Origin of the sequence: Aestuarium sp. (assembly GCF_023253315.1) — a bacterium.
Lineage (GTDB): Bacteria > Pseudomonadota > Alphaproteobacteria > Rhodobacterales > Rhodobacteraceae > Marivivens > Marivivens donghaensis.
Genome location: NZ_JALRGW010000002.1, coordinates 101,312 through 124,824, shown reverse-complemented (window position 1 = coordinate 124,824; position 23,513 = coordinate 101,312). Strand labels below are relative to the sequence as shown.

The following is a 23,513-nucleotide window of genomic DNA, read 5'->3' as shown; positions in this document are numbered from 1 at the left end:
ATCGTTTTGCAAAAATGCAAAGGTGTGATCGATGAACTGGGATGACATGCGGGTGTTTTTGGCCGTGGCGCGGGCGGAGAGCCTTTCGGCTGCGGCACCGCTATTGAAAATGGACCCTGCGACCGTTGGCCGTCGGATCACGCGGCTCGAGGAAACCGTCGGCGCACCGCTCTTTGTGAAGTCCCCCCAAGGCTACGCATTGACTGAACAGGGATTACGGATGCGCGATCATGCGGCGCAGGCAGAAACGGCTTTGTCGCTCGCGATGGACGAAGGGCAGGCGGTCGATAAAGGTCTGTCTGGACAAGTGCGCATCGGTGCGCCTGACGGTTGTGCGAACTTTCTCCTGCCCCAAGTCTGCGCGGCTATTCAGGCCGAAAATCCGGGACTCGAAGTGCAAATCCTCGCGCTGCCGCGTGTGGTGAACCTGTCCAAACGCGAAGCCGATATGGCCATCACTGTGTCGCCCCCTGATGCTGGGCGCCTGACGGTTCAAAAGATCAGCGATTACAGGCTCCACCTTGCGATGCGGCAGGACAGCGGGATGCCCACAACGATGGCTGACCTGCATGGTGTGCCCGTCGTTGGCTACATCCCCGATATGATCTTTGACAAGGAGTTGGATTACTTGGGCACATTGTCGCGGGATGGCGTGCAGATGGCATCGAACTCTGTCGCTGTGCAATTGCAGATGCTTCGTCATGGTGGGGTAGGGATCGTGCATGATTTCGCGCTTCCTTGTGCGCCTGAATTGACCCGTGTTTTGATGAATGAACTGTCGTTGCTGCGCAGTTTCTATTTGGTGCGCCACTTGTCTGACCGCAAATCCGATCGCTTGAACCGATTTGCCGAAGCCCTTTTGGCAGGCATGCGGGCTGAAATCGCACGTTTGGAAGCTCAGGCCGCTTGACAGGTGGGGGGTATTGCGATGACGCTGCAAGTATCGGCAGTTGAGGAGGACCAGCCATGCTCGTACAGAACATTCTGAATTCCAAAGAAAAAACTGGCATTTATTGGCTAGCCCCAAGCGAACCTGTGTCCAAAGCCGTGCAGATCATGTCTGACAATCGGATTGGTACAATCGTGGTGTCGCACGACGGCGAAGTCCCAACTGGTATCCTGTCCGAACGCGACATCGTTCGCGAAATGGGCAAGCAGGGCGTAGAAATCCTGTCGGGGTCGATTGAGGCTCTGATGACGAAAAAACTGATCACAACGACCATCGATGTGACTGCGGATCAGGTGCTTCAGATCATGACAGATGGCCGTTTCCGCCACCTTCCTGTGATGTCTGATGGCAAACTCATCGGCCTGATTTCGATTGGTGACGTTGTCAAAGCGCGCCTATCAGAACTCGCGATGGAAAAAGATGCGCTCGAAGGCATGGTGATGGGACGATAAGTACCCTTGCATTCCCGTGCGCAATATTGTTGCGTGCGGGCAATGAACCAAAGAGGGGCACCAGATGCGTATTGGCCTTTATCCCGGCACGTTTGATCCAATTACTAACGGCCACATCGACATCATACGCCGTGCCTGTTCACTGGTAGACCGTCTGGTCATTGGCGTTGCGATCAACCGCGATAAGGGACCACTGTTCAACCTAGAAGAACGCGTTGCGATGATCCGCTCTGAAGTTGCGTCTATTGCGGCTTCGACGGGCACTGAAATTGTTGCGCATCCGTTTGAGAATCTGTTGATCGATTGTGCCCGCGATGTTGGCGCAAATGTCATCATCCGCGGCCTGCGCGCGGTGGCTGATTTTGAATACGAATTCCAAATGGTCGGGATGAACCGTTCGCTCGATAACAGCATTGAGACCGTATTCCTGATGGCCGACGCGAAAAACCAAGCCATCGCCTCGAAGCTGGTCAAAGAGATTTGCCGTTTGAATGGTGATGTATCGAAATTCGTGCCGACTTCTGTGAAATCGGCATTGGAATCGCGTTTGCGGGGCTAATACGCTGGGGGCTCTGCCCCCAGACCCCCGGGATATTTACAGCACAAAGGCAGGCGAGCCCTTGCGTGTTTTGATGGGGCAGATTAGCTGCACGACATGGCACGCGCACCTTTACTCCAGTTATCCGACATTTCCCTGACCTTTGGTGGGGACCCCGTATTTTCAGACCTCTCTGCTGTTGTGCAGGGCGGCGATCGCGTTGCGCTGGTTGGGCGCAATGGGTCGGGTAAATCGACTCTGATGAAAGTGATGGCTGGGTTGGTGGAAGCCGACCATGGAATGCGCGTTGTGCCGCCCGGTGTCACGGTCGGCTATATGGAGCAGGACCCTACAATGGAGGGGTATGCAACCTTGGGCGATTATGCCGCCAGTGGCCTAGATCCGAGCGAAGCCTACCGCGTTGCGATGGTTGCGGATGGACTGAAGTTCGATCCGTCCCGCGATGTTGCGACCGCATCAGGTGGTGAACGCCGCCGCGCGGCCTTGGCCAAGTTGATGGCTGAAGCGCCTGAATTGATGCTCTTGGACGAACCGACCAACCACCTCGATATTGAGGCGGTGCAATGGTTGGAGAATGAACTGAAGTCGACCAAGGCGGCCTATGTTCTGATTTCCCACGACCGTGCGTTTTTGCGGGCTTTGACGCGGGCGACCCTATGGATTGATCGCGGCGAAGTGCGTCGTCAGGAAACGGGCTTTGACGGGTTCGAGGCATGGCGCGACAAGGTTTGGGACGAAGAAGAGACCGCCAAGCACAAGATGGATCGCAAGATCAAAGCCGAAGCGCGTTGGGCGGTCGAAGGGATTTCTGCGCGTCGCAAGCGGAACCAAGGGCGTGTTCGTGCCCTACAGGATTTGCGTGCGGAGCGGGCTTCGATGATCAAGCGGCAGGGGACGGCGGCCCTCACGCTCGAGAGTGGGCCGACCTCTGGTAAAAAGGTGATTGAGGTTGAAGATCTGACCAAGTCCTTTGGCGATAAGCAAATCGTGAAAGGCCTGACGATCACCATACAGCGCGGTGATCGTGTTGCCTTTGTCGGGCCCAACGGGGTCGGAAAAACCAGCGTGATCAAAATGATGCTGGGTCAGGTCGATCCTGATGCCGGCCGTGTGAAGCTGGGCACCAACCTTGAGGTTGCCGTGTTTGACCAGACGCGGGCGCAGCTCGACCCAGAGATGTCGCTCTGGGATAGCCTCACGGGTGATCCTGAAATGCGTGTCGGTGGGCGTGCAGATCAGGTCATGGTGCGCGGCGTGCCCAAACATGTTGTCGCCTACCTCAAAGATTTCCTCTTTAACGAAGCGCAGGCCCGTGCGCCTGTAAAATCCCTATCGGGCGGTGAAAAGGCGCGTTTGTTGCTGGCCAAACTTATGGCGAAACCGTCGAACCTTTTGGTCCTCGACGAACCGACGAACGATTTGGACATTGAGACGCTCGATCTCTTGCAGGAAATCCTCGACGATTACGATGGCACCGTCATCCTCGTCAGCCACGACCGCGATTTCCTCGACCGTGTTGCGACGACGACCATCGCAATGGAAGGCAACGGGAACGCGACGGTCTATGCAGGCGGCTGGATGGACTACTTGAACCAACGCGGCACCGTTATTCAAGAGACAGCAAAACCCGCTGAAACCGCAAAGCCGGCAGAAAAACCGAAATCGGATACCCGGAAAAACGGTCTGTCGTTTACCGAAAAACACCGCCTCGAAGAACTGCCTGCTGTGATCGACAAGATCACTGCAGAGATCGCAAAACTAGAGGAGCTGCTGGCAAATCCCGAACTGTTCACCAAACAGCCAGTGAAGTTCCAAAAGGCGACTGAGGCCCTCGTGCAGCGACAAGATGCGCTTGCCGCTGCCGAAGAAGAGTGGATGCTTTTGATGGAAAAATCAGAAGCTTAGGACTTGCCGAGGGAAATCCAGATAAGAATAACGTAGATGGTGGGGACCAGTGCGAGCACGGGAACCATCAGTCCTGCGATACCAAAAATCTTGATCGAGATGGCAAGCAACACCAGCAAAACCACAAGGCCAAGCAGTGGTTTTACGATAGTGCCAAAGTTTTCGGGGTTGTGTGCATGTTCAGTCATAATCCGCATGTGACATATATATTATAATTTTGACATGCGACAGGCTGTCACGACCTCAAAAGCATAGGCGTCGCCGCCTATGCCTTTGTGCCTGAAATATCCCGGGGGTGTGGGGCAGAGCCCCCATGATTTACCCGTCGAAGTTCACTTCTTCCATGATCCGCAGTGCGGTTGCGCGGTGGCCTGCAACCTCGGTCAGGTCGATTTTGTCGTGCTCAAAGGTGCCCCAGCTCGCTACCAGATCGGACAGCGCCGCGCCTTCGAGTACTGGGTATTCGTTGTTCGCTTCGGCGTAGATGGCCTGTGCCTCGGGGGAGACAAGGAATTCCATCAGTTGCAAGGCTTCATCGCGGTTCGGCGCGGCTTTGGTCATCGCGACGCCCGACACGTTGATGTGGGTGCCTTCGCCCTCGAATGTCGGGAACACGATGCGGACAGAGTTCGCCCATTCGGTCTGTTCTGGATCGGCAAGCATTTGGCCCATGTAATAGGTGTTGCCGAGCGAGATATCGCATTCGCCAGCCCAGATCGCACGAACCTGTGCGCGGTCGTTGCCTTCGGGTTTGCGGGCGAGGTTTGCTTTGACACCTTCGGCCCAAGTGCGGGCGTAGTCTTCGCCGTGGTGAGCGATGACAGCCGACAGAAGGGCGAGGTTATAGTCATGCACGCCCGAACGGGTGCAGATACGGCCTGCCCATTTCGGATCGGCGAGGTCTTCGTAGGTGGTCACTTCACCATCTGCCACGCGCTCTTGGCTCGCATAGACGATACGGGCGCGGGTGGTGAGCGAGAACCAGAGGTTATCCGGGCTGCGCAGTTCGGCAGGGACCGACGCGGTCAGAGTGTCGCTTTCGACAGGCTGGATCACATCCGCATCCACGATTTGCTGAAGGTTCGCAATGTCGACGGTCATAACGAGGTCGGCTGGCGAACGAGCGCCTTCTGCCTTGAGCCGTTCAACCAGACCACTGTCCACAAACGCGAGGTTCACATTGATGCCTGTTTCAGCGGTGAAGGCATCCATCACAGGCTGGATCAGTTCAGGTTGGCGCGTGGTGTAGATGTTGACGTCCGCAACGGCGGGCAGGGCGGCGACGCCTGCAACAGAAGCGAGGAGGAGGGAACGAAAAGTCATGATAAACTCCGGCATTTGAATTGCCGTCGTTAAACCTGACTAAAACGCTCGGGTCAATACCTGAATTTTATAGTCGGGTTTTTTCTGCCTCGCGTTCGGCCAGTTTCGCAGCGTCCCAAAGTGCGTCCATTTCTTCGAGATTGCTCTGCTCTGGACTACTGCCTTTGGCGATTAATGCGTCTTCTACAGCGTTGAAACGGCGTATGAATTTCGCGTTGGTGCGGCGCAGGGCGGCTTCGGGGTCGACGTTCAGATGGCGGGCAAGGTTTGCCACGACGAACAGCAGATCGCCCATTTCCTCTTCGACTTCGTCTTGTGTCAGGGTGTCGCGGGCCTCGACCAGTTCGCGCGATTCTTCGATGATTTTGTCGATCACCTGATCGGTAGAGGGCCAATCAAAACCGACCCGCGCAGCGCGTTTTTGCAACTTTACTGCACGCAACAGCGCGGGGAGACCCACGGCAACGCCATCCAAAACGCGGGTTTCGGATTTGGCAGCGCGCTCTGCGGCTTTGACCTCTTCCCAGCGGTCGACTTGGGTATCGGCACTGAAATCATTGCCTTCGGTCCCAAAGACGTGCGGATGGCGCGAGACCATCTTGTCACTGATCGCTTTGGCGACATCTTCAAATTTGAAGTGACCCGCTTCTTCGGCCATTTGCGCGTGGAACACGGATTGGAACAGAAGGTCGCCCAATTCGCTGCGCAATTCGTCCCAGGCGCCCCGTTCGATCGCATCAGCCACTTCATAGGCTTCTTCGATGGTGTAGGGCGCGATGGTTGCGAAATCCTGTTCGATGTCCCACGGGCAGCCTTTTTCGGGGTGCCGCAGGCGGCGCATGATCTCTAACAGCCGCTCCATTGTTCCGTCGGGGGAATGCACGATGGCGTCAGAAGCGGAGAGGTCCATTGCAGGCGTCCTTGAATTAGGGTTCTGTGGCCAAGGTATCCACCCAAGCGCGAGAGTCCACCCATGCCCGTCCTAAACCGCATTGCCGAATTCGAAACCGATATGACCGCGTGGCGTCGGCACCTGCATATGCATCCAGAGATCGGGTTCGATTGCCATAATACGGCGGCCTTTGTCGTTGAACGGCTGCGGGAATTCGGTGTGGATGAGGTGCATACAGGCATTGCGACCTCTGGAGTGATCGCGATCATCAACGGGCAAGGTGAGGGCCCGACCATTGGTCTGCGGGCGGATATGGACGCGCTGCCGATGCAAGAACATTCGGGCGCTGACTACGCCTCAACCATTGACGGGCGGATGCATGCGTGTGGGCATGATGGACATACGACGATGCTCTTGGGTGCGGCACGGTATTTGGCCGAGACGCGTAATTTCAAAGGCCGCGTGGCGTTGGTGTTTCAACCCGCCGAAGAAGCAGGCGGTGGCGCGGGTGTGATGGTCAAAGAGGGCGTGCTCGACCGTTTTGACATCAGCCAGATCTACGCGATCCATACGCTCCCTGGGCTGCCACTGGGTGAATTCTACACGACCTCAGGTCCGATTATGGCCGCGGTCGATGCCTTTGACGTGGAAATCACGGGGAAGGGCGGTCACGTCGCTTATCACCAAGAGGCCCGCGATCCGATCGTCGCGGCCTGTGGCATTACCCAAGCGATCCAAACCATCGTAAGCCGTAGTCGTTCGCCCTTTGATGATCTGGTCGTGTCGGTGTCGCAAATCCACACGGGCACAGCGGACAACATCATTCCAGATCAGGCCTACATTAACGGCACCGTTCGGACGTTTTCGCGCGATGTTCAGGCGATGGTCAAACAACGCCTCCAAGAGATCGTGCAAGGGCAGGCGATGGCCTACGGCGTTGAGGCAAAGTTGATCTACATGGACGACTACCCGCCCACCATCAACGATCCAGAGGCGACCCAATTCGCCATCGCGACGGCCTCTGAAATTGTGGGCGCGGATAAGGTGGACGGCAACGGTGGCAAGGAAATGGGCGCAGAGGATTTTGCGTTCTTCCTCGAAAACCGTCCAGGAGCCTATCTGTTCCTCGGCAACGGTGATACGGCCAGTGTTCACCATCCCGCCTATGATTTCGATGACCGTTCTGCACCGATTGGCGCCAGCTATTTGGCCCGTCTTGTGGAACGCGCTCAGCCGCGCGATTGATCGCTAGGCTTGACGGTTGACCCGACTTCGCGCATGGACCCTCTATGGCCCGTATTGATGAACTCCCCCCTCTGCGCGAGGTGATCGCGACGCACCAGCTTTCGGCAAAGAAATCGCTGGGGCAGAACTTTTTGCTCGACCTGAATCTGACTGCGAAAATCGCGCGTCAGGCAGGTGATCTGAGTGGGGCGGATGTTCTCGAAATCGGGCCTGGGCCGGGGGGGTTGACCCGCGGTCTGTTGGCCGAAGGCGCACGCCGCGTGCTCGCCATCGAAAAAGACGAACGTTGCCTGCCTGCCTTGCAAGAAATCTCGGACGCTTATGACGGGCGTTTGCAGGTGATCAACGGCGATGCGCTGGAAATTGATCCGCTGCAATACCTGACCCCGCCGATCAAAATCGCAGCGAACCTGCCTTATAACGTTGGGACAGAGCTATTAGTGCGGTGGCTGACGCCGAAAGAATGGCCGCCGTTTTGGCAGTCGCTGACGCTGATGTTCCAAAAGGAAGTCGCCGAACGCATCGTCGCCCAACCCGGGAGCAAGGCTTATGGCCGTTTGGCGATCCTTGCCCAGTGGCGGGCTGACGCGAAAATCGTGCTCGACCTGCCGCCACAAGCCTTTACGCCGCCGCCCAAAGTATCGTCGGCTGTGGTTCATCTGACCGCATTGCCCGAACCGCGTTTCCCTGCGGATGCGGCGACCCTATCGCGCGTCGTGGCGGCTGGGTTCAATCAGCGTCGCAAAATGCTGCGTGCCTCGCTCAAGGGCGTTGCCCCGAATATCGAAGATCACCTAATCGCCGCAGGAATTCAGCCGACAGAGCGCGCAGAGCAGGTCAGTTTGGAACAGTTCTGCGCGCTTGCTCGGTCGATTAAGGACGCGTAAAGCCGGCGATTGCCGCCGCTGAAATCGCACGGTGATGGCAGCCCTCAACGTGGTCGTTCACCATGCCTGTGGCCTGCATAAACGCATAGGCCGTGGTGGGGCCGACGAATATCCAGCCGAGCTTTTTCATCGCTTTCGACATCGCCTCTGCAGCGGGTGAGGTACCGCGCTGCTCAGTGCCAGAGCCGAGGTCGTTCGGATCGGCAAACGACCATAGGAACGTGGCGAGCGATCCGTGGGTGGCGATGGCCTCTATCGCACGGTTGGCGTTGTTGATTGTCGCTGTGATCTTACCGCGATGACGAACGATGCCAGTGTCATTCAACAAACGCTCAATATCCGCCTCGTCAAATTGCGCGACCGTCGCAATGTCGAAATTGGCAAAGCCACGGCGGAACCCATCGCGTTTTTCCAAAATCGTTCGCCAGCTCAGTCCTGACTGAAACGATTCGAGTGTGATCTTTTCAAAGAGGGTGCGGTCATCGGCGGTCGGAACGCCCCAATCGTCATCGTGATAGGCGATGTATTGCTCTGTCGCAGTGCACCACCAGCAGCGGTTCAAACCGTCCGAAGTCTGTTCAATTTTCATAATAGACCAAATAAAAAACCCGACCGTTTCGGGTCGGGTTTCAGTTTACTCTGCCGCAGCGGGGCTGTCATCGCTTGGCGTGTCAGCTTTTGCCTTGGGTTTGCGCGGCGCACGGGGTTTACGAGGCGCTTTTTTCGGCTCTTCCGCCTCTGGCGCTTTGCTTTCTGGTGTCTCAACCAGACCGTTGTCGTCTTCGTCCTCGGACGGAGTTTCGATCACATCCTCGCGGCGCGGACGGCGAGCCTCGCGGTGCGGGCGGTCTTCGCGCTGTGGACGTTCAGGACGATCCTCAGACACGTCAGGCTGTTCGCCTGCGCCAGCTGCTTGCTCTTCCTGAGCCTTCAGGCGATCCGCGCGTTCGCGGTCACGTTCGGCCTGACGCTGACGGTTTTGTTCTTCTTGCTCTTCGCGGGCCTTATCGACCTCACGCTGAGCTTCAGCCAAAATCCGAAGGTAGTGTTCGGCGTGCTGGGCAAAGTTCTCTGCCGCGACGCGGTCGCCGGACAACTGCGCATCGCGGTGCAGCTGGTTGTATTTCTCGATGATTTGTTGCGGTGTCCCGCGCACTTTTCCATCAGGACCCGAGCTATCAAACACTCGGTTAATGATGTTACCGCCAGACGGACGGTTGTTGTTGCGGTTCTTACCGCGGGACCGTGATTTCGAAGATCTCATGAACGTGCTTTCGGGCAGCGGAAAATGCGTTGCGTTTGGCTTTCCCATCTACGGGACAAAATGCCAAAGATGTTCAGGCGAATATCAGAGAGAGGCCGAAGCCTTCTGTCTTCTGATGTCCTGTGACTACCCTTCAAACTGGATACGTTACAAGTCTAAAATGCAATGAATCCGACGAAAGGCGTGCTTTTCTGCACAGAACAGGCGGATTAACCGCGATATTCGCCCGAAACGACCCGATCCCGTCCATCAAGGTCCTGAATCACCCGAACCTTTTCAAACCCGTTGTCCGCAAACATTTGCGCTACGGCGACGGCTTGGGTCGGTCCTATTTCGACAATCAGGCGACCGCCAACGCGCAATAGACCCGCCGCCTGTTGGCTGATCGCGCGGTAGGCGGATAGGCCATCACCGCCGTCCGTCAGCGCCATATGTGGTTCGTGATCGTGCACTTCAGGCGACAGACCGTCCATTTCGTCCAGCCCGATATAGGGCGGGTTCGATACGACCAGATCGACCTGACCTTCGATGCCATCCGCCCAAGAGGTGCGCAGGATCGCGGCCCGTTCACCAAGGTCCAGCGCGTGCATGTTATCCTCTGCTACGCGGCAGGCGTCCTCTGACAGATCGGTGCCTACGCCCCGCGCTTCGGGCATTTCAGCGAGAAGCGTCAGGAGGATACAGCCCGATCCCGTGCCAAGGTCGATGACGCTGGCAAAGGCATCTTGGAGTGCGACTTCAATCAAGATTTCGGTTTCAGGCCGCGGGTCGAGAACGTTCCGCGTGACCTTGAACCGACGTCCGTAGAATTCGCGATAGCCCAAGAGATGCGACACAGGTTCGCGACCGGCCCGCCGTTGCAAGAGAGCGGCAAAGCGTGCTTCTGCCTCTTGGGTGACAGGTTCGGGAAGGATTAGCGTCAGTCGACCAGCCTCAATCCCAACCGCATGAGCCAGCAGGCGCCGCGCATCGCGGGGCGCATCAGGCACACCAGCATCGGTCAATTGTCGCACGCCCTTGGCCAGAAGAACCGATCCCGTGGGCTGGCTCATCCTTCCATCTCCGCGAGGAGCGTGGCTTGGGCATCGGCGATCAGTGCATCAATCGTTTCATCCAGATCGCCCTGCATGATCTTATCGAGCGAATAGAGCGTCAGGTTGATGCGGTGATCCGTCATCCGCCCCTGCGGGAAGTTATAGGTGCGAATGCGTTCCGAGCGATCCCCAGACCCCACCTGCGATTTGCGGCTGGCAGAGCGTTCATCGTGGAGCTTTTGACGCTCCATATCAAAGAGGCGAGTTTTCAGAACCTGCATCGCGATCTCGCGGTTGCGGTGCTGTGATTTCTCGGAACTGGTAACAACGATGCCAGAGGGGATGTGGGTGATCCGAACGGCAGAGTCGGTGGTGTTCACGTGCTGACCACCTGCACCCGACGACCGCATGGTATCGATGCGAATGTCATTGGCGTTGATCTGGATGTCCACGTCTTCGGCTTCGGGAAGAACGGCGACCGTCGCGGCAGAGGTGTGGATACGTCCGCCGCTCTCTGTTTCAGGCACACGTTGCACGCGGTGCACGCCGGATTCGTATTTCATGCGGGCAAAGACGCCATCGCCGGCGATCCGCGCGATCACCTCTTTAATGCCGCCCAATTCGGTTTCTTGGTGTTCGAGGATTTCCAGCTTCCAGCCTTTGTCCTCGCAATAGCGCTGATACATCCGCAACAGATCACCCGCAAAAAGCGATGCCTCATCGCCGCCAGTCCCAGGGCGAATTTCGAGGATCGCAGGACGGGCATCCGCCGCATCCTTTGGCAGCAGCGCAAGGCGCACGTCTTGTTCCGCCGTCTCTAGCTGTTCGCGCAGGGTGGGGAGCTCATCCTCGGCCAGTTCGCGCATATCGGGGTCTTTGAGCATCAGCTCTGCCTCTGCGATATCGGCGACGATTTGGCGGTAGCCCAAAACGGTTTTCACAACCGGCTCAAGCTCCGAATATTCTTTGGACAGGGCCGCGATCTGAGACGGCTCAACACCGCCGTTCAGTTTGGCCTCCAGGAACTGAAAGCGAGAGATAATCTGGTCGAGTTTGTCACTGGGTATCATGTGCTTTGCAATGGCCGACAGGCCGCGCGGCGTCAAGGCTGGTTGATGCCTGCTGCCATGAGCCAACCGTCGATCCGTTTTGCATTCACGCCCAAATCAGAGCGCCCAAATCGCAACCGCCCGTGGATTTGGAGGTGCCATTCTGGCGTCTCTGTAGACCGTTTGATCACGCGAACCGTGGTATAATCGGGAAATCCCCAGAGCGCGGAGCGGGTCACGAAGGTGATCATCGCCTCATCGCGAGAGCCCGCGATTTGAACGGTGCGGGGCGTGTCTGTGATCGCGGCAAAAAGGGCATCGATGCGGGATGGGTCGCTGAGGACAGTTGCGACCGTCAGTCCGCCCGCCTCTGGGTAACGGCCCGCAGGCAATTGCGGGGCCGCCATCCGATGCCAACGTTGTGCATCCAATGGCGCGAGGCGCACATAAGCCGCAAAACCCAAAACAAGGGCGACAATAACACCGACCAGAAGCTTCATTTTCTTTTGTTCCAAAGGTTTAGGCAGCATAGTTCCATCGCGACATGGGCGCCAGCCACGGCCGTGATATTGCCGTGATCAAAGGGCGGAGAGACCTCAACCACGTCGCCGCCAACCATGTTGATCCCCGCCAAATCCCGCAGGAGTGCCGCAGTTTGCCACGACGCAAGACCGCCCCAAACAGGCGTGCCTGTCCCCGGTGCAAAGGCAGGGTCCAGCGCGTCGATGTCAAAGGTCACGTAGGTCGGGTTGTCACCGACGATGGACTTGGTCCGCTCAACCACCCACGGCAGACCCATTTCGTGGACAGACCGCGCGTCGATGTAGTGCATCCCCAGATAGTCGTCACAGACCGTCCGAATGCCGATCTGAACAGAGCGGCTCGGGTCCACGTAGCCGAGCTTGACCGCCTTATACATGAAGGTGCCATGATCGATGCGGTCGAAATCATCATCCGCCCAGAGATCAGAGTGGGCGTCGAACTGGATCACCGACATCGGGCCGTATTTTTCGGCATAGGCCTTCAGGATTGGGAGGGTGATCGAATGATCGCCGCCCAAGGTCACGCTTGCTGCATTTGCGTTGAGGATCGTGCGAATGTGGTCGGTCAGGAGCGCGGGGAAGCTGGGCGTATGGGCGTAGTCAAAGGCCAGATCGCCGTAGTCGATGATCGAAAACTCTCCCAGCGGATCAAAGCCCCAACCGATTGGCGGGTCATAGGGCTGCAGGGTGGAGGCCTCGCGGATCGCACGAGGGCCAAAGCGCGTGCCGGTGCGGTGCGTCACAGCCTGATCAAAGGGAACCCCCGTCACGGCGATATCGACGCCCGTGAGGTCCTTGGAATACTGACGGCGCAGGAACGAGAGCGCACCACCAAAAGCGTTTTCAAAGGCCAAACCGCGACGATCCTCGCGGGTAAACGCGAGGTCGATTTGTTTCTTTGCATCCTCAAGTGCCATGGGTCGTTCCTTTTGATCAAATTATGGCTACAGAGCCAGAGCGCAGAGTTTTGGTCAAGAGGGGAAAGGGGCGAGGGGGCTCTGCCCCCGCCGCGCTGCGGCCCCCCGGGATATTTTCAGGCACAAAGGCAGATCAGCGGCGTGATTTCGCCATTTTGTCTGCCATCCGCAGGGCCGCGATCATCGACGACGGGTTGGCGATCCCTTTGCCCGCGATGTCAAAAGCGGTGCCGTGATCGGGCGAAGTGCGAATGAAAGGCAGGCCCAAGGTCACGTTCACGCCATTGTCGAAATCGATGGTCTTGATCGGGATGAGGGCCTGATCATGATAGGCGCAGATCGCCGCGTCATAGGTGGCGCGGGCGCGGGCGTGGAACATGGTGTCAGGGGGCATCGGGCCGCGCAGATCGATGCCTTCGGCACGGAGCGCCGCAATGGTGTCGTTCATCCAATCAAGCTCTTCGGTTCCCATCTTGCCGCCTTCGCCCGCATGAGGGTTCAGGCCAGCGACGACGAGGCGCGGGCGATCAATGCCGAAGTCGCGCCGCAAGGCCGCGTGGGTGATGAGGACGGTATCGGTCAGAAGGCGAGCGGTGAAGGCTTTGGGCACATCAGCGAGCGCGATATGAATCGTTGTCGGCACCACGCGCAACTGGTCACAGGCGAGCATCATCACAACCTGATCGACCTTGCCCAGAGCGGCGAGGAATTCGGTATGGCCCGGGTAGGCAAAGCCTGCACCGTCCGCGAGCGCCTTTTTGTGGATTGGCGCGGTGGTCATGGCAGAACATTGGCCAGAGGTGACCAGATCTACAGCTGTTTCAATCGCAGCAATCACACCAGCGGCATGGGCGGGATTGGCAATGCCTGGGGTAAGCGCAGGGCCGAAATCGCGAGCCAGAACGGGCAGGGCGGCTTGGCTGATAGATGCGGCTTCGCTCGCGTCAGAGATTACCTGATGCGGGGTGCCAGCGGGGAGGTGGCTCGGATCACCAACCCAGAGCATCGGCATGTCATTGCGAAGCTCGGCCCAAGCTTTGGCGGCGACCTCGGGGCCGACGCCTGCGGGTTCGCCACAGCTGATCGCGATGGTCATTGGCTGCTGATCACGGCTGTATCGCGCAACTGAGCCAAGAGAGCATCCGCGTAGCCAGCGAGTTTTTCACTGCGCAGGCGGCTTTCGACTTGGTCGCGATCAACTGTTTCGGCCACTTGAGGAATGCGGTTGCACATCATCACATAAAGTAGGGTCTGACCGTCGTTGCGGGTCAGGATGGCGGAGCTTTCGCCAGCGTCGAGCTTTGCAAGTTCCAAGGCGATATCGGTATCGATTTCGGATGGCGTTGCGGTCGTGCGGGTCAGACGATCCTCGGGGAGGTCGCGGGCAATGCCATAGAGGTCATCGCAGCTGTCTGTCTCTGCATCGATGCGGGCCGCTTCGGCCTTGGCTGTCTCGGTCAGGCCACCGGGAATGGTGAAGACCGCATAGTCAAACTGCGATGTAGCGACCGTTGCGTTCGGCACCTCACGCAGGTCGCGCAACTGCAACAGCGCCACAGCGTTTTCGAGTTGCAGCGGAGGGGTGACTTGACCCGGTTCGAGGTTAGTCAAAAGCCCGTGCAAACCCGCGGGCAGTTCGGTCAAGCTCTGCCACGGAAGGCGACCGCCGTCATCGCGGGACTGGGTTGCCGAATATTGGCGGGCCGCTGCGGAAAATTCCGTGACCGAAGTCATCTGGCTGATGTCTTCGGCGAGTTTTGCGACCTCTTCGGCCTTTTCAGGCGGAGCGGGGATAATGATTTCAGAGATCAGAACCTGAAGCGAAGCAGGGTTCGTACTGTTGCTCGCCAGTGCTGCGTCAATCTCTGCCTCGGTGACCGTAACCTGACGGTTAAATTTCGATCGGATCAGTTCGCGCCATAGGGTGTTCACAGCAACAAAATCGCGCACGGTTTGTTCTGCGACGCCTGCTGCCGCGATGTTGTCGAGGAATTCCTCGTAAGTACGACCGCCGCGGGTTGCGAATTCGGTCATCGCGTTTTTCAGGCCGTCGTCCGAAAGGTTCAGACCTTCGCGCTGCATATATGACATGCGCAGACGTTCATCGATCAACTGTTCGCGGGCTAGATCTTCGAGGTTACCAGCCGTGCGGAAGAGAACGAGGAGTTTCACGCGCTGGTCAATTTCATAGCGTGTGATCGCGCTGTCATTGACGCTGATCGCAGGAGAAAACAAACCTTGAGCCGATGCAGAGATTGGCGCCAAAAGAGCGGCGGCGCAGATCAGGTTTTTCAGCAAACGCATAGGTGCCTCATTCAGTTCGTGCAGACCCGACGGGGAGCGACACCCGATGTCGAGGTGCCAAAGCCTGCGATCCCCACGGTCAATCCGTAGTCTGTTGTTGGTTCAAGAGTAGAGGAAACAGTATAGCTGCGCGAGGCCGAAAACTCGACTTTCACGCATTCGTTCTGCCATCCCAAGAGAATTTCCGCGTCAACAGGGCTATCTGCATCGATGTCGTAGCGCCCGTTGAACCCTATATTCCAGTTGTCATTGACGATGTAGCCCGCATCCAAGGCCCACTCAGACGTCACCTCAGTGCGGCTTTCGCCAAGGTCGGCGGGGAGCCACAGGTATTCAGCCGTGAGGTCGATCCGATCATTTGCCCATCCAACGCCCAACTCGGATTTGCCAGCACCCCAGTCTGCGTCGATCAGCGTCCGGCCATGAACGTGGAGCCCATTTGCGAGGGACAATTGCCCACCGAGAAGGAAGTCAGATCCCAAGCCTGAAAGCCCCGACGATGCCGAGAATTCGGCGGGTTCGTCACGCACGACCTGTCCCATCAAAAGCCGTGCGTTCCAGCCCTGCGGCGCAATGTGAAGCCATGATATGCCATAGGCAGCTTGCGCGCCTGTTTCCACGCGGTCGTCACCAGGGAAACGCGACAGGCTAAACAGGTTCGCTTCGTCAAAATCGGCGGTGCCGCTGTCTTCGTTCGGGACGGTATCGCCAATGATATCGGACCACCCCAGCATCAATAATGGCTCTAGCAAGTTCACAGAACCATCGCGCTCGGTGCGTGCTATTGGGTAACGCAGGGTGACCGAAGCCGAGGGGACCAATCGGAACGCCGTGTCATTCGCCGGATCGTTGTTGAACTCGTAGGCATCTGCCGCAATACCCACATCACTTTCGATCACGATGCCAGAGGGGCGCACCCAGTTTCGGTTCCAGTCCGCATATGCGCCGATCCGAAATACATCGCGATCTGCGCCTGTGTTGTCGTGACCGTATCGCAGTTGAAGGTCCGCATCGATGCCTGTGGTCAAGACACCCGAGGCGTAGTTGAGCTGCTTTTCAGTGCTTACGCTGACGACAACGGGAATAATATCGGCGTCAGTCTCACCGTCTTTGACCGTGTGATAGATCGCCACTTCGCCCATCACAAAGGACTGCGGTTCGATCCGCGCGACCGTTAGTGCGTTTTTCAGATAATCCGCAGAGGAATAGCCATATTGGGCGAGGTATTCGTCGTGACTTGTAACGATGCCATTGAAGCTCAGCGAGTAGTCGCGTGGAAGTGCGAAATCGCCCGCGTATTCGACGTAACCCCGTGTCGCTCCATCATCGATGGTATCGCGGCTCACGGCGGCGTTGATTTCGATGTCACCATTCAAATAGGCCTGCCGATACCGCGCTTCGAGGGTGCGGGTTTCCGCGCTCAAGAAAGGGGTCAGGGTTAGGTCGCGATGATCACCGATCTTGATAAAATAAGGCGTGCGGACACCAAGGCCTAACAGGTTGTTCGACTGGTAGCTCGGTGCCAGAAACCCGGTCGCACGATCAAGCGTAGGATCAGGGAGCCGCATCGTAGGCAGCCAAAACACAGGCACGCCTCGAACACGTAATATCGCGTTGTCGAGGTATAGTTCCTTGGCATCTTGATCATGGACAATCCGAGATGCGCGTATGTCCCACAATGGTGGGCGCCCGTCGCAGACATTACACGATGTCGCGGCAACCTTGGTCAATTGGGTGAGGCGACCGTCAACCCGATCGATACGGTTCGCAGCCAGTTGAAGCTGTTCGTTCAGGACCATACGGGCGCTGAGCAAAAGACCGTTTTGCAGCTTGGGGTCTAGGTCCGCGCTCTCGGCTGTGAGGATTGTGCCATCGGCGGCCTTGATGAAAATGGGGCCGTTAATGATCAGACGATCCGTTGCCTCGTCATAAGTAATTCGAGCCGCAGAGAGCGTTGTGCCGTCAAAGAATGCCTCAACATTGCCCGATGCGATCAGTCGATTGTCGGCGGTGATTGAAACGCTGTCCTCCATAAGTGTTGCCGCGTCTTGGGCGGCAACTGCTCCTGCAAAGGGAAGGGCGGCGAGGATAAGCGGGGCGAGGCGACGCATTACCCGTCCTCCAGATGCAGTAGTAGGCCAAAGGCAAAACCGACGGCGACAAAGGGCGGAGCCCAAGCAGCCAAGGCAATCGGGATTTGCCCGTTCTCGCCCAAAATAGACGCAAAATTCCGAACGAAATAAAGCCCGAAACTGATCAGAATAGCCCATAGAATCATCTGCCCCGTTTTACCGCCGCGTTGCGGGCGCATGGTAAAGGCCGCGCCGATTAAAACCATCGCGACCAAGAAGAGAGGCATCGCCAGTTCAGACTGCAGCCAAACCGCATGACGACGTGCACTAAATCCTGCTGTCCGGAGCCGTTCGATAAAGGCGGGAAGTTCCCAGATTGGAACAGAGGTCGGACTGCCGAAACTGTCGCGGATTTGATCAACGGTCAGGGACGATGGGATTTGGAACGTCTCGTGGTATTCCGCGACGGCTTCGGGGTTTTCAGCGTCAGCCAGAGGCCAGACTTTTGCGTTTGTGATGTCCCATTGGCCAGGTGTCAGACGGGCTGACGTAGCCTCAATCCGACGCACTGGACCACCGTCAAGGGTGAAGGTGATGAACGTGACCCCAGACAGTTCCGTGCCGTCAAGGTTCGTCGCGTCTGCGCGGATCACCGTTTGCCCGTTCGTTGACCCTTGGCGGAGCCACAATCCGTCCGAGGATACGGTAAAACTGCTGCCTTCGCCAGTGAGGGTGCTCAGTCGTGCATCGAATTCGCGCGAGGTGCTCGCGACGATGGGGTTGAAAATCCCGATGGTCATGAGGCCGAATGTGAAGGCGACGAGACAGGGCGCAACGAGTGCCCTAAGTGCCGAACGGCCTGCAGCACGTGTGACGACAAGTTCAGATGATCGCGCAAGACCAAGAAACAGCCAGATCGTCGCGATGATCACCAAAAGAGGGATAATCCGATAGAGCGAGTCAGGCAGGTTCAGGAGCGCCAATTGCACCACCTGCCCAAAGGATACATCGACATTGCGCAGGGTTCTTAGACGTTCGACCAACTCAACGAACGCCATCAAGAGGCCGAACACACCGATCACGCCGCCGAGGACAAAGATAAAGCGCTGAGCGAAATATCGGTGAAGGATCATGCTGCGATCCTTCCTTTGGGAAAACGGAACCGCGCGGGGTAGGTCGCGATGGTCAGCAAAACCATAGTGATCACTATGCCCACAAAGATCGGCAGATAAGGCACCATCCATGCTTCGGGCATCGTGCGCATCATGTTCTCAGCGGTCGATTCCGCGAATTTGACAACGATGATCAGGGCAATGGCCAGCATCACCTGTTTCCAAACCCCAAAGCGACTGAACCCACCGACGAGCAAAGACGCAGCGCCAATCGCAGCCCCGACGAGGCCCAAGAGCGCACGCGCATTGCGGCGGTTGGCTTCCATGATCAATTCGCCCGCAGACTTGCCGGTCTCAGTCTGCAACTCAGGCGTTGCCATCAGTAGTTCGAGAGAGGTCACTTCACCGCTCGACCTTGTTAAGCGAGGTGTGAAGTCGACGAGATCGCCAAGGTCGTAGGTGAAATCTGCGAACCGTGTGAGGCTCAGGCGCTGGGTGCGAGTGTTGAGAGCCTGCGCCATACCATCGATCATCACCAGCTGCGGGCCATTGTCGGTTTTCACGAGGTACGCGCGTGACGCGGTGTAGGTCATCTTCTCTGCATCATCACGGGTATCTGAGAGGAACAGGTCCAACAACTCTCCGCTGCGGCTGATATCGCGGATGTAGATCGTCAAACCAGAGGTGGGCGATTGAAACCGCCCTTCGACCAGCATCCGCGCGGCGAGGTTCTGGCTGATCTCCGCTTGGCGTTGATTGGTGATGAGCGCAGCGGTTGGCACCAGAAAATGCGAGGCGACCATCGTCAGGACCGTCACGATCACGCCAAAGATCACCGCAGGACGGATCAGGCGCACGGGCGAAAATCCTGTGCCCTGCATAACCACCAATTCACTGTCAGAGGTCATGCGGTTCATCACGTAGATGCTCGCCACCACTGCGGCCAATGGCAAGACGATCTGCACCACGCCCGGAAGGGTGAGCATGGTGAGTTCCAAAACCACTTTTGCTGTTTGTCCGTCAGATATCAGTTCGTCGAACAATTCGACCGCCGCTCTGATCCAATAGATAAAGACCAATACGAGCGAGAAAAAGCCGAAGAGAGTCAGCAATTGCGACAGCAGGTATCTGTCGAATCGAGCCAATGCGTCCCCCCGGATGCCAGTTATTCATTATCGCCAAGACGCTAACCGATTTGTTGGGGGGATTGAACCGTATTCTGGTCATTCACCACAAGGCAAGCTACCTATTGCCGAAAGACAGCTTTCAGGAGTTCACCAAATGACTAGCCCGATCCAGATTTCCTTTGCGCCTTTGACCACTGATGCGCTCGCGACGACAGAAAGTCGGATTGCGATTTTCGTGACCGAAGACGGTAAAATGGACATCGGTGCGCGTAAGGTGAACACCCTATGCCGCAAAGCGGTAGAGCGCTTGGTTGCCTCTGATCGGTTTGCAAAACTGGGCACAGGCGATCTGGCTGAGGTCACATGGCCTGTTGGTCTCGCGGCTGAGGCGCTCTTGGTCGTGAAACTGCCGCGCCGTGCCTCGGCCGAAGAACACCGCAAGGCGGGTGCGAGCATTGCCAAGGCGATGGGTAAGGGCGATCTGACGGTTCTGGCCGCAGCGGTGAACAAGCCTGAAGAACTCGCCTTTGGCATCGCGATGCGTGCCTATGTGTTTGAGGATCACAAGACGGGTGACAAAACAGCCTATGGCGCTGTCACAGTCATGGTCAAAGATGCTGACGAAACGACGGCAGCCTATGCACCTCTGGTGGCTGTTGCAGAAGGCACCTTCTTTACTCGCGATCTGGTGAATGCGCCTGCAAACATCCTGACCACCACCACCTTTGCCGAAAAACTTAGTGATCTGAGTGCGCTGGGCGTGACCGTTGAAGTTCTCGAAGAGGCTGATCTTGAAAAGCTGGGCATGGGGTCGCTCCTCTGCGTTGGGCAAGGATCGGACAGCCCGTCCAAGGTCGTCGTCATGCAATGGAACGGCGGCGGGGATGAGGCGCCCCTTGCCTTTGTCGGTAAGGGCGTCGTGTTCGATACGGGCGGTATCAGCATCAAACCGGCCGCTGGCATGGAAGATATGACCATGGACATGGGTGGCGCGGGCGTTGTGGCTGGCGTCATGAAAACGCTCGCCCTGCGTAAGGCCAAGGCGAATGTGGTCGGCCTCGTTGGTCTGGTTGAGAACATGCCGTCGGGTAACGCGGTGCGTCCGGGCGATATCGTGACCTCGATGAAGGGTGACACGATTGAGGTGATCAACACCGACGCCGAGGGCCGTTTGGTTCTGGCCGATGTGCTCTGGTATGCGCAGGAGCGGTTCAAACCGACGGGCGTTATCAACCTCGCCACGCTAACGGGTGCGATCATCATCGCGCTGGGCCATGAAAATGCGGGTGTGTTCTCGAACAGTGACGAGCTGTCGAATAAACTGCTGAAGGCCGCAGCGAACGAGGGCGAGGGCGCATGGCGGATGCCGATGGGCCCTGCCTATGACGCAATGTTGAAATCGGCTAAGGCGGATATGAAAAATGTCGGTGGTCGCGACGGTGGGTCGATCACAGCAGCGCAATTCCTGCGACGTTTTATCCAAGACGACATGCCGTGGTGCCACATCGATATTGCGGGCACTGCACAGACCAAAGCGGACACGGCTCTCGCCCCGAAGGGCGCGACTGGCTGGGGTGTCATGGCGCTGAACCGTCTTATCGCTGACAACTACGAGGCCTAAGTCGGTGGGTGCCGCCTATTTCTACCACCTCACCGAAAGCTCACTCGAGCAAGCCTTGCCCCTGTTGTTGAGCAAGGCAAGAGAGCAGGGCTGGCGGGTCGAAGTGCGCGGCACCAACGCGGATCGCATGGCGGCATTGGATGCAGCCCTCTGGGACTGTGGCGATACGGCCTTCTTGGCACATGGTTTGGCGGGTGGTCCTCATGACGCCCATCAACCGATCTTGCTAACAAGCGATGGTCGTCCAGCACTAAATGAACCGAATTGCATAGTTTGCGTCGATGGGGCGACAATCTCTGCAGAAGATGTTACTAAGGTTGAACGGAGCATGATTATATTTTCGGGATTCGATGATGGTCTGGTTCAACTGGCGCGAGAGGCCTGGAAAGGCCTAACCTCGCAAAACGTCTCGGCCCAATATTGGGCCCAAGAAGATGGCCGTTGGACAAAGAAAGCCGAAAGTCAGCCCGACTAGAGACGACAAATGCTAGCGGAGGCAAAAATGTCTAATCTTCACGCTGGTGGGTGTCAGTGCGGTGCAGTCCGGTTCCGCGTGACATCAGTTATGAATAACGCACACGTGTGCTATTGCCGGATGTGTCAGAAAGCGACGGGGAGCCTGCTTGGGGCTTGGATCGGTGTTCCTGTCAATGCTGTGACGTGGACCCGTCGTGTCCCATCGGTTTTCAAAAGCTCTGAGGGTGTTTCGCGGGGCTTTTGTTCAGAGTGCGGGACCACTTTGAATTATAAACGTGATAATCGGCAGTCGTTTTGGATGGCGATTTCGGTTTTTGATAAGTCCGACGAGGTGAAACTGAAGTTCGCTTGGGGGGCTGAATCGAAGTCACCGTTGCTCAGCCAATTGCCGAGCCTCACGGAACACACCTGCGATGAGGATTATATCAACGCAGAAAGCGTGAAAAAGACCAACAATCAGCACCCTGATTACGAGACCTAACGGGTGAGGATCAGTCGGCCGCGGCTAATTTCGATTTTGCGGAAACGGTTGAGGTAGCTCATACCCAACAGCGATCCCTCCATCGGGCCGCCATTCACGACCGTACGGATATTGCGGTCGGTGAAATCGCCGATGGTTAGTGTCTCAATCCGGATTGGTGCTGTGCGAACGACGCCGTTGGCCGTGTTGGCCGAGCCGATGTAGGTCACCTCATTGAGGTCGATGCCAATGCGTTTTGCGTCCGCTTGGTTCAGGACCACATGCGTAGCACCCGTATCGACGACAAATTCAATCGGGACACCATTTACCAGCGCGGTCATGTAGTAATGACCATCTGGTTGGATTGCTAATTCGATGCGTCCATCGGACAGCGTCGATTGCGTGCGAAACGGCATAAAGCCTGCGCCTTGGTAGCTGGATACGGCGAGGATCACGCCGCCAAAAATCAACGTCCAAATCCCAAGCTGCTGAGCAACTTTGCCGAGCCTATGACGCGAACGGATCATCACACCGCCAAAAATGACGGTGACGAGGATGCCGAGATACAAGAGGCGAAGCTGGTCGTTTGTGTCCATAGACCAATAGATAGGTCTTAGGGCGCCAATCCGAAAGAGCGCAATCCATCAAGAATGAACTGAATGGCCAATGCGGCCAACAGCATCCCGAGGATGCGAGTCACGACGTTCACTCCGACGCGCCCCAGAATCCGCTCTAACATGTTGGAAACAAGGAATAAGATGAAAACGATCAGCAGGACCGAAAGCATCACGCCCATCACTGCCGCAAATCCACCGATGCCCTCTGCTTGATCCGTCAAAAGGATCATGGTGGCGATGGCACCGGGGCCCGCGATCAGGGGGATGGCAATCGGAAAGACGGAGGGGTCATCGATATGATCCTCTGCCGCATCATCGGTGTGGCCCTGACGGCGGGTCTGACGTTTCTGGAACAACATCTCGAGCGCGGTCAGGAACAACAGAACCCCGCCCGCGATGCGGAAGGCAGGCATGGAGATCCCGACAAAGCCCAAGAGCGCCTCACCGAAGATACCAAAGCAAAACAGGATCACCGCAGCCGTAATACAGGCCCTGAGAGCAATTTTGCGGCGCAATTGCGCAGATGCCCCGTGGGTGAGCGCCACGAAAAGCGGCGTCAAACCGATGGGGTCAATAATCACGAAAAGCGTGGTGAAGGCGGCGATATAATCAGTCATAGAGCTGTTCTAACGGGTTTGATCAAATGGACAAAGGGGAAAGCCTCAAGGGCAGGGGGCGCTGCCCCCTGCACCCCCGGGATATTTT

Annotated in this window: 25 protein-coding genes; 9 read left to right on the top strand and 16 right to left on the bottom strand. The window is 57.2% G+C overall.

The features are described 5' to 3' along the window. Positions 1 to 31 precede the first annotated feature (31 nt). The 4 genes from AC1QQ2_RS02255 to AC1QQ2_RS02240 all read left to right on the top strand — a co-directional run bounded on the left by AC1QQ2_RS02255 (position 32) and on the right by AC1QQ2_RS02240 (position 3,865). Complete coding sequence (locus tag AC1QQ2_RS02255; RefSeq protein ID WP_105235325.1) at positions 32 to 910, top strand: LysR family transcriptional regulator; 879 nt, start codon at positions 32 to 34, stop codon at positions 908 to 910. A 56-nt stretch (positions 911 to 966) separates the two neighbouring features. Continuing rightward, on the top strand, positions 967 to 1,401 hold the full coding sequence (locus tag AC1QQ2_RS02250; RefSeq protein ID WP_249946345.1) for a CBS domain-containing protein: 435 nt from the start codon (positions 967 to 969) through the stop codon (positions 1,399 to 1,401). Positions 1,402 to 1,465: 64 nt separating this feature from the next. After that, positions 1,466 to 1,960: a pantetheine-phosphate adenylyltransferase gene (gene coaD / locus AC1QQ2_RS02245; RefSeq protein ID WP_067549002.1), complete on the top strand. Its 495-nt coding sequence runs from the start codon at positions 1,466 to 1,468 to the stop codon at positions 1,958 to 1,960. A gap of 96 nt (positions 1,961 to 2,056) precedes the next feature. Then, positions 2,057 to 3,865, top strand: coding sequence for an ABC-F family ATP-binding cassette domain-containing protein (locus AC1QQ2_RS02240; protein WP_479711913.1), 1,809 nt, complete (start codon positions 2,057 to 2,059; stop codon positions 3,863 to 3,865). On the opposite strand, the gene AC1QQ2_RS02235 is transcribed toward AC1QQ2_RS02240, so the two are convergent. The 3 genes from AC1QQ2_RS02235 to mazG form a co-directional block, all read right to left on the bottom strand. Beyond that, complete coding sequence (locus AC1QQ2_RS02235; protein ID WP_249946343.1) at positions 3,862 to 4,053, bottom strand: hypothetical protein; 192 nt, start codon at positions 4,051 to 4,053, stop codon at positions 3,862 to 3,864. The two genes, AC1QQ2_RS02240 and AC1QQ2_RS02235, sit on opposite strands and share 4 nt — an antisense overlap. A gap of 130 nt (positions 4,054 to 4,183) precedes the next feature. Next, positions 4,184 to 5,188 (bottom strand): Fe(3+) ABC transporter substrate-binding protein, encoded by a 1,005-nt coding sequence (locus tag AC1QQ2_RS02230; RefSeq protein WP_479711912.1) that lies wholly within the window; start codon positions 5,186 to 5,188, stop codon positions 4,184 to 4,186. Between the two features lie 67 nt (positions 5,189 to 5,255). Next, positions 5,256 to 6,098 (bottom strand): nucleoside triphosphate pyrophosphohydrolase, encoded by an 843-nt coding sequence (gene mazG / locus AC1QQ2_RS02225; RefSeq protein WP_479711911.1) that lies wholly within the window; start codon positions 6,096 to 6,098, stop codon positions 5,256 to 5,258. A 63-nt stretch (positions 6,099 to 6,161) separates the two neighbouring features. Here mazG and AC1QQ2_RS02220 point away from each other — a divergent pair, with 63 nt between their 5' ends. Continuing rightward, entirely contained in the window at positions 6,162 to 7,325 is a 1,164-nt protein-coding gene (locus AC1QQ2_RS02220; protein WP_479711910.1) for a M20 aminoacylase family protein, read from the top strand. A gap of 44 nt (positions 7,326 to 7,369) precedes the next feature. Next, complete coding sequence (gene rsmA, locus AC1QQ2_RS02215) at positions 7,370 to 8,212, top strand: 16S rRNA (adenine(1518)-N(6)/adenine(1519)-N(6))-dimethyltransferase RsmA (RefSeq protein WP_249946339.1); 843 nt, start codon at positions 7,370 to 7,372, stop codon at positions 8,210 to 8,212. Here the strand turns inward: rsmA and AC1QQ2_RS02210 are convergent. From AC1QQ2_RS02210 to lptF, 11 genes are all read right to left on the bottom strand, one after another. Next, positions 8,199 to 8,801, bottom strand: coding sequence for a DNA-3-methyladenine glycosylase I (locus AC1QQ2_RS02210; protein WP_479711909.1), 603 nt, complete (start codon positions 8,799 to 8,801; stop codon positions 8,199 to 8,201). The two genes, rsmA and AC1QQ2_RS02210, sit on opposite strands and share 14 nt — an antisense overlap. 45 nt (positions 8,802 to 8,846) lie before the next feature. Further along, entirely contained in the window at positions 8,847 to 9,476 is a 630-nt protein-coding gene (locus AC1QQ2_RS02205; RefSeq protein ID WP_105235316.1) for a DUF4167 domain-containing protein, read from the bottom strand. Positions 9,477 to 9,685: 209 nt separating this feature from the next. After that, positions 9,686 to 10,528, bottom strand: coding sequence for a peptide chain release factor N(5)-glutamine methyltransferase (prmC, locus tag AC1QQ2_RS02200; protein WP_479711908.1), 843 nt, complete (start codon positions 10,526 to 10,528; stop codon positions 9,686 to 9,688). After that, positions 10,525 to 11,580, bottom strand: coding sequence for a peptide chain release factor 1 (gene prfA, locus AC1QQ2_RS02195; RefSeq protein ID WP_105236365.1), 1,056 nt, complete (start codon positions 11,578 to 11,580; stop codon positions 10,525 to 10,527). The genes prmC and prfA overlap by 4 nt, the downstream gene beginning before the upstream one ends. A gap of 32 nt (positions 11,581 to 11,612) precedes the next feature. Continuing rightward, a complete protein-coding gene (locus AC1QQ2_RS02190) occupies positions 11,613 to 12,059 on the bottom strand; it encodes a DUF1499 domain-containing protein (protein ID WP_479711907.1) in 447 nt (148 codons plus the stop codon). After that, on the bottom strand, positions 12,056 to 13,018 hold the full coding sequence (gene speB, locus AC1QQ2_RS02185; RefSeq protein WP_105235313.1) for an agmatinase: 963 nt from the start codon (positions 13,016 to 13,018) through the stop codon (positions 12,056 to 12,058). Before speB ends, AC1QQ2_RS02190 begins: the two co-directional genes overlap by 4 nt. A gap of 133 nt (positions 13,019 to 13,151) precedes the next feature. Further along, positions 13,152 to 14,114: a 4-hydroxythreonine-4-phosphate dehydrogenase PdxA gene (gene pdxA, locus AC1QQ2_RS02180; RefSeq protein ID WP_479711906.1), complete on the bottom strand. Its 963-nt coding sequence runs from the start codon at positions 14,112 to 14,114 to the stop codon at positions 13,152 to 13,154. Further along, positions 14,111 to 15,322, bottom strand: a complete 1,212-nt coding sequence (locus AC1QQ2_RS02175; RefSeq protein ID WP_479711905.1) for a peptidylprolyl isomerase — start codon at positions 15,320 to 15,322, stop codon at positions 14,111 to 14,113. Before AC1QQ2_RS02175 ends, pdxA begins: the two co-directional genes overlap by 4 nt. A gap of 11 nt (positions 15,323 to 15,333) precedes the next feature. Further along, on the bottom strand, positions 15,334 to 17,433 hold the full coding sequence (locus tag AC1QQ2_RS02170) for an LPS-assembly protein LptD (RefSeq protein ID WP_479711904.1): 2,100 nt from the start codon (positions 17,431 to 17,433) through the stop codon (positions 15,334 to 15,336). After that, on the bottom strand, positions 17,433 to 18,527 hold the full coding sequence (gene lptG / locus AC1QQ2_RS02165; protein ID WP_479711903.1) for an LPS export ABC transporter permease LptG: 1,095 nt from the start codon (positions 18,525 to 18,527) through the stop codon (positions 17,433 to 17,435). Before lptG ends, AC1QQ2_RS02170 begins: the two co-directional genes overlap by 1 nt. Beyond that, positions 18,524 to 19,651 (bottom strand): LPS export ABC transporter permease LptF, encoded by a 1,128-nt coding sequence (gene lptF / locus AC1QQ2_RS02160; RefSeq protein ID WP_479711902.1) that lies wholly within the window; start codon positions 19,649 to 19,651, stop codon positions 18,524 to 18,526. The genes lptG and lptF overlap by 4 nt, the downstream gene beginning before the upstream one ends. Before the next feature lie 136 nt (positions 19,652 to 19,787). Here lptF and AC1QQ2_RS02155 point away from each other — a divergent pair, with 136 nt between their 5' ends. The 3 genes from AC1QQ2_RS02155 to AC1QQ2_RS02145 are packed head-to-tail and all read left to right on the top strand — an operon-like array spanning position 19,788 to position 22,212. Beyond that, complete coding sequence (locus AC1QQ2_RS02155; protein WP_479711901.1) at positions 19,788 to 21,254, top strand: leucyl aminopeptidase; 1,467 nt, start codon at positions 19,788 to 19,790, stop codon at positions 21,252 to 21,254. A gap of 4 nt (positions 21,255 to 21,258) precedes the next feature. Beyond that, positions 21,259 to 21,729, top strand: a complete 471-nt coding sequence (locus AC1QQ2_RS02150) for a DNA polymerase III subunit chi (RefSeq protein WP_479711900.1) — start codon at positions 21,259 to 21,261, stop codon at positions 21,727 to 21,729. A 9-nt stretch (positions 21,730 to 21,738) separates the two neighbouring features. Further along, positions 21,739 to 22,212 carry a GFA family protein gene (locus AC1QQ2_RS02145; RefSeq protein WP_479711899.1) on the top strand — a complete coding sequence of 158 codons (474 nt, stop codon included), beginning with the start codon at positions 21,739 to 21,741 and terminating at the stop codon, positions 22,210 to 22,212. Here AC1QQ2_RS02145 and AC1QQ2_RS02140 read toward each other — a convergent pair. After that, positions 22,209 to 22,787, bottom strand: a complete 579-nt coding sequence (locus tag AC1QQ2_RS02140; protein ID WP_479711898.1) for a retropepsin-like aspartic protease family protein — start codon at positions 22,785 to 22,787, stop codon at positions 22,209 to 22,211. The two genes, AC1QQ2_RS02145 and AC1QQ2_RS02140, sit on opposite strands and share 4 nt — an antisense overlap. A gap of 17 nt (positions 22,788 to 22,804) precedes the next feature. After that, the gene (locus AC1QQ2_RS02135; RefSeq protein ID WP_067548935.1) at positions 22,805 to 23,425 is read right to left on the bottom strand and encodes a MarC family protein; all 621 of its coding nucleotides are present in this window, start codon (positions 23,423 to 23,425) and stop codon (positions 22,805 to 22,807) included. Between the last annotated feature and the right edge of the window lie 88 nt (positions 23,426 to 23,513).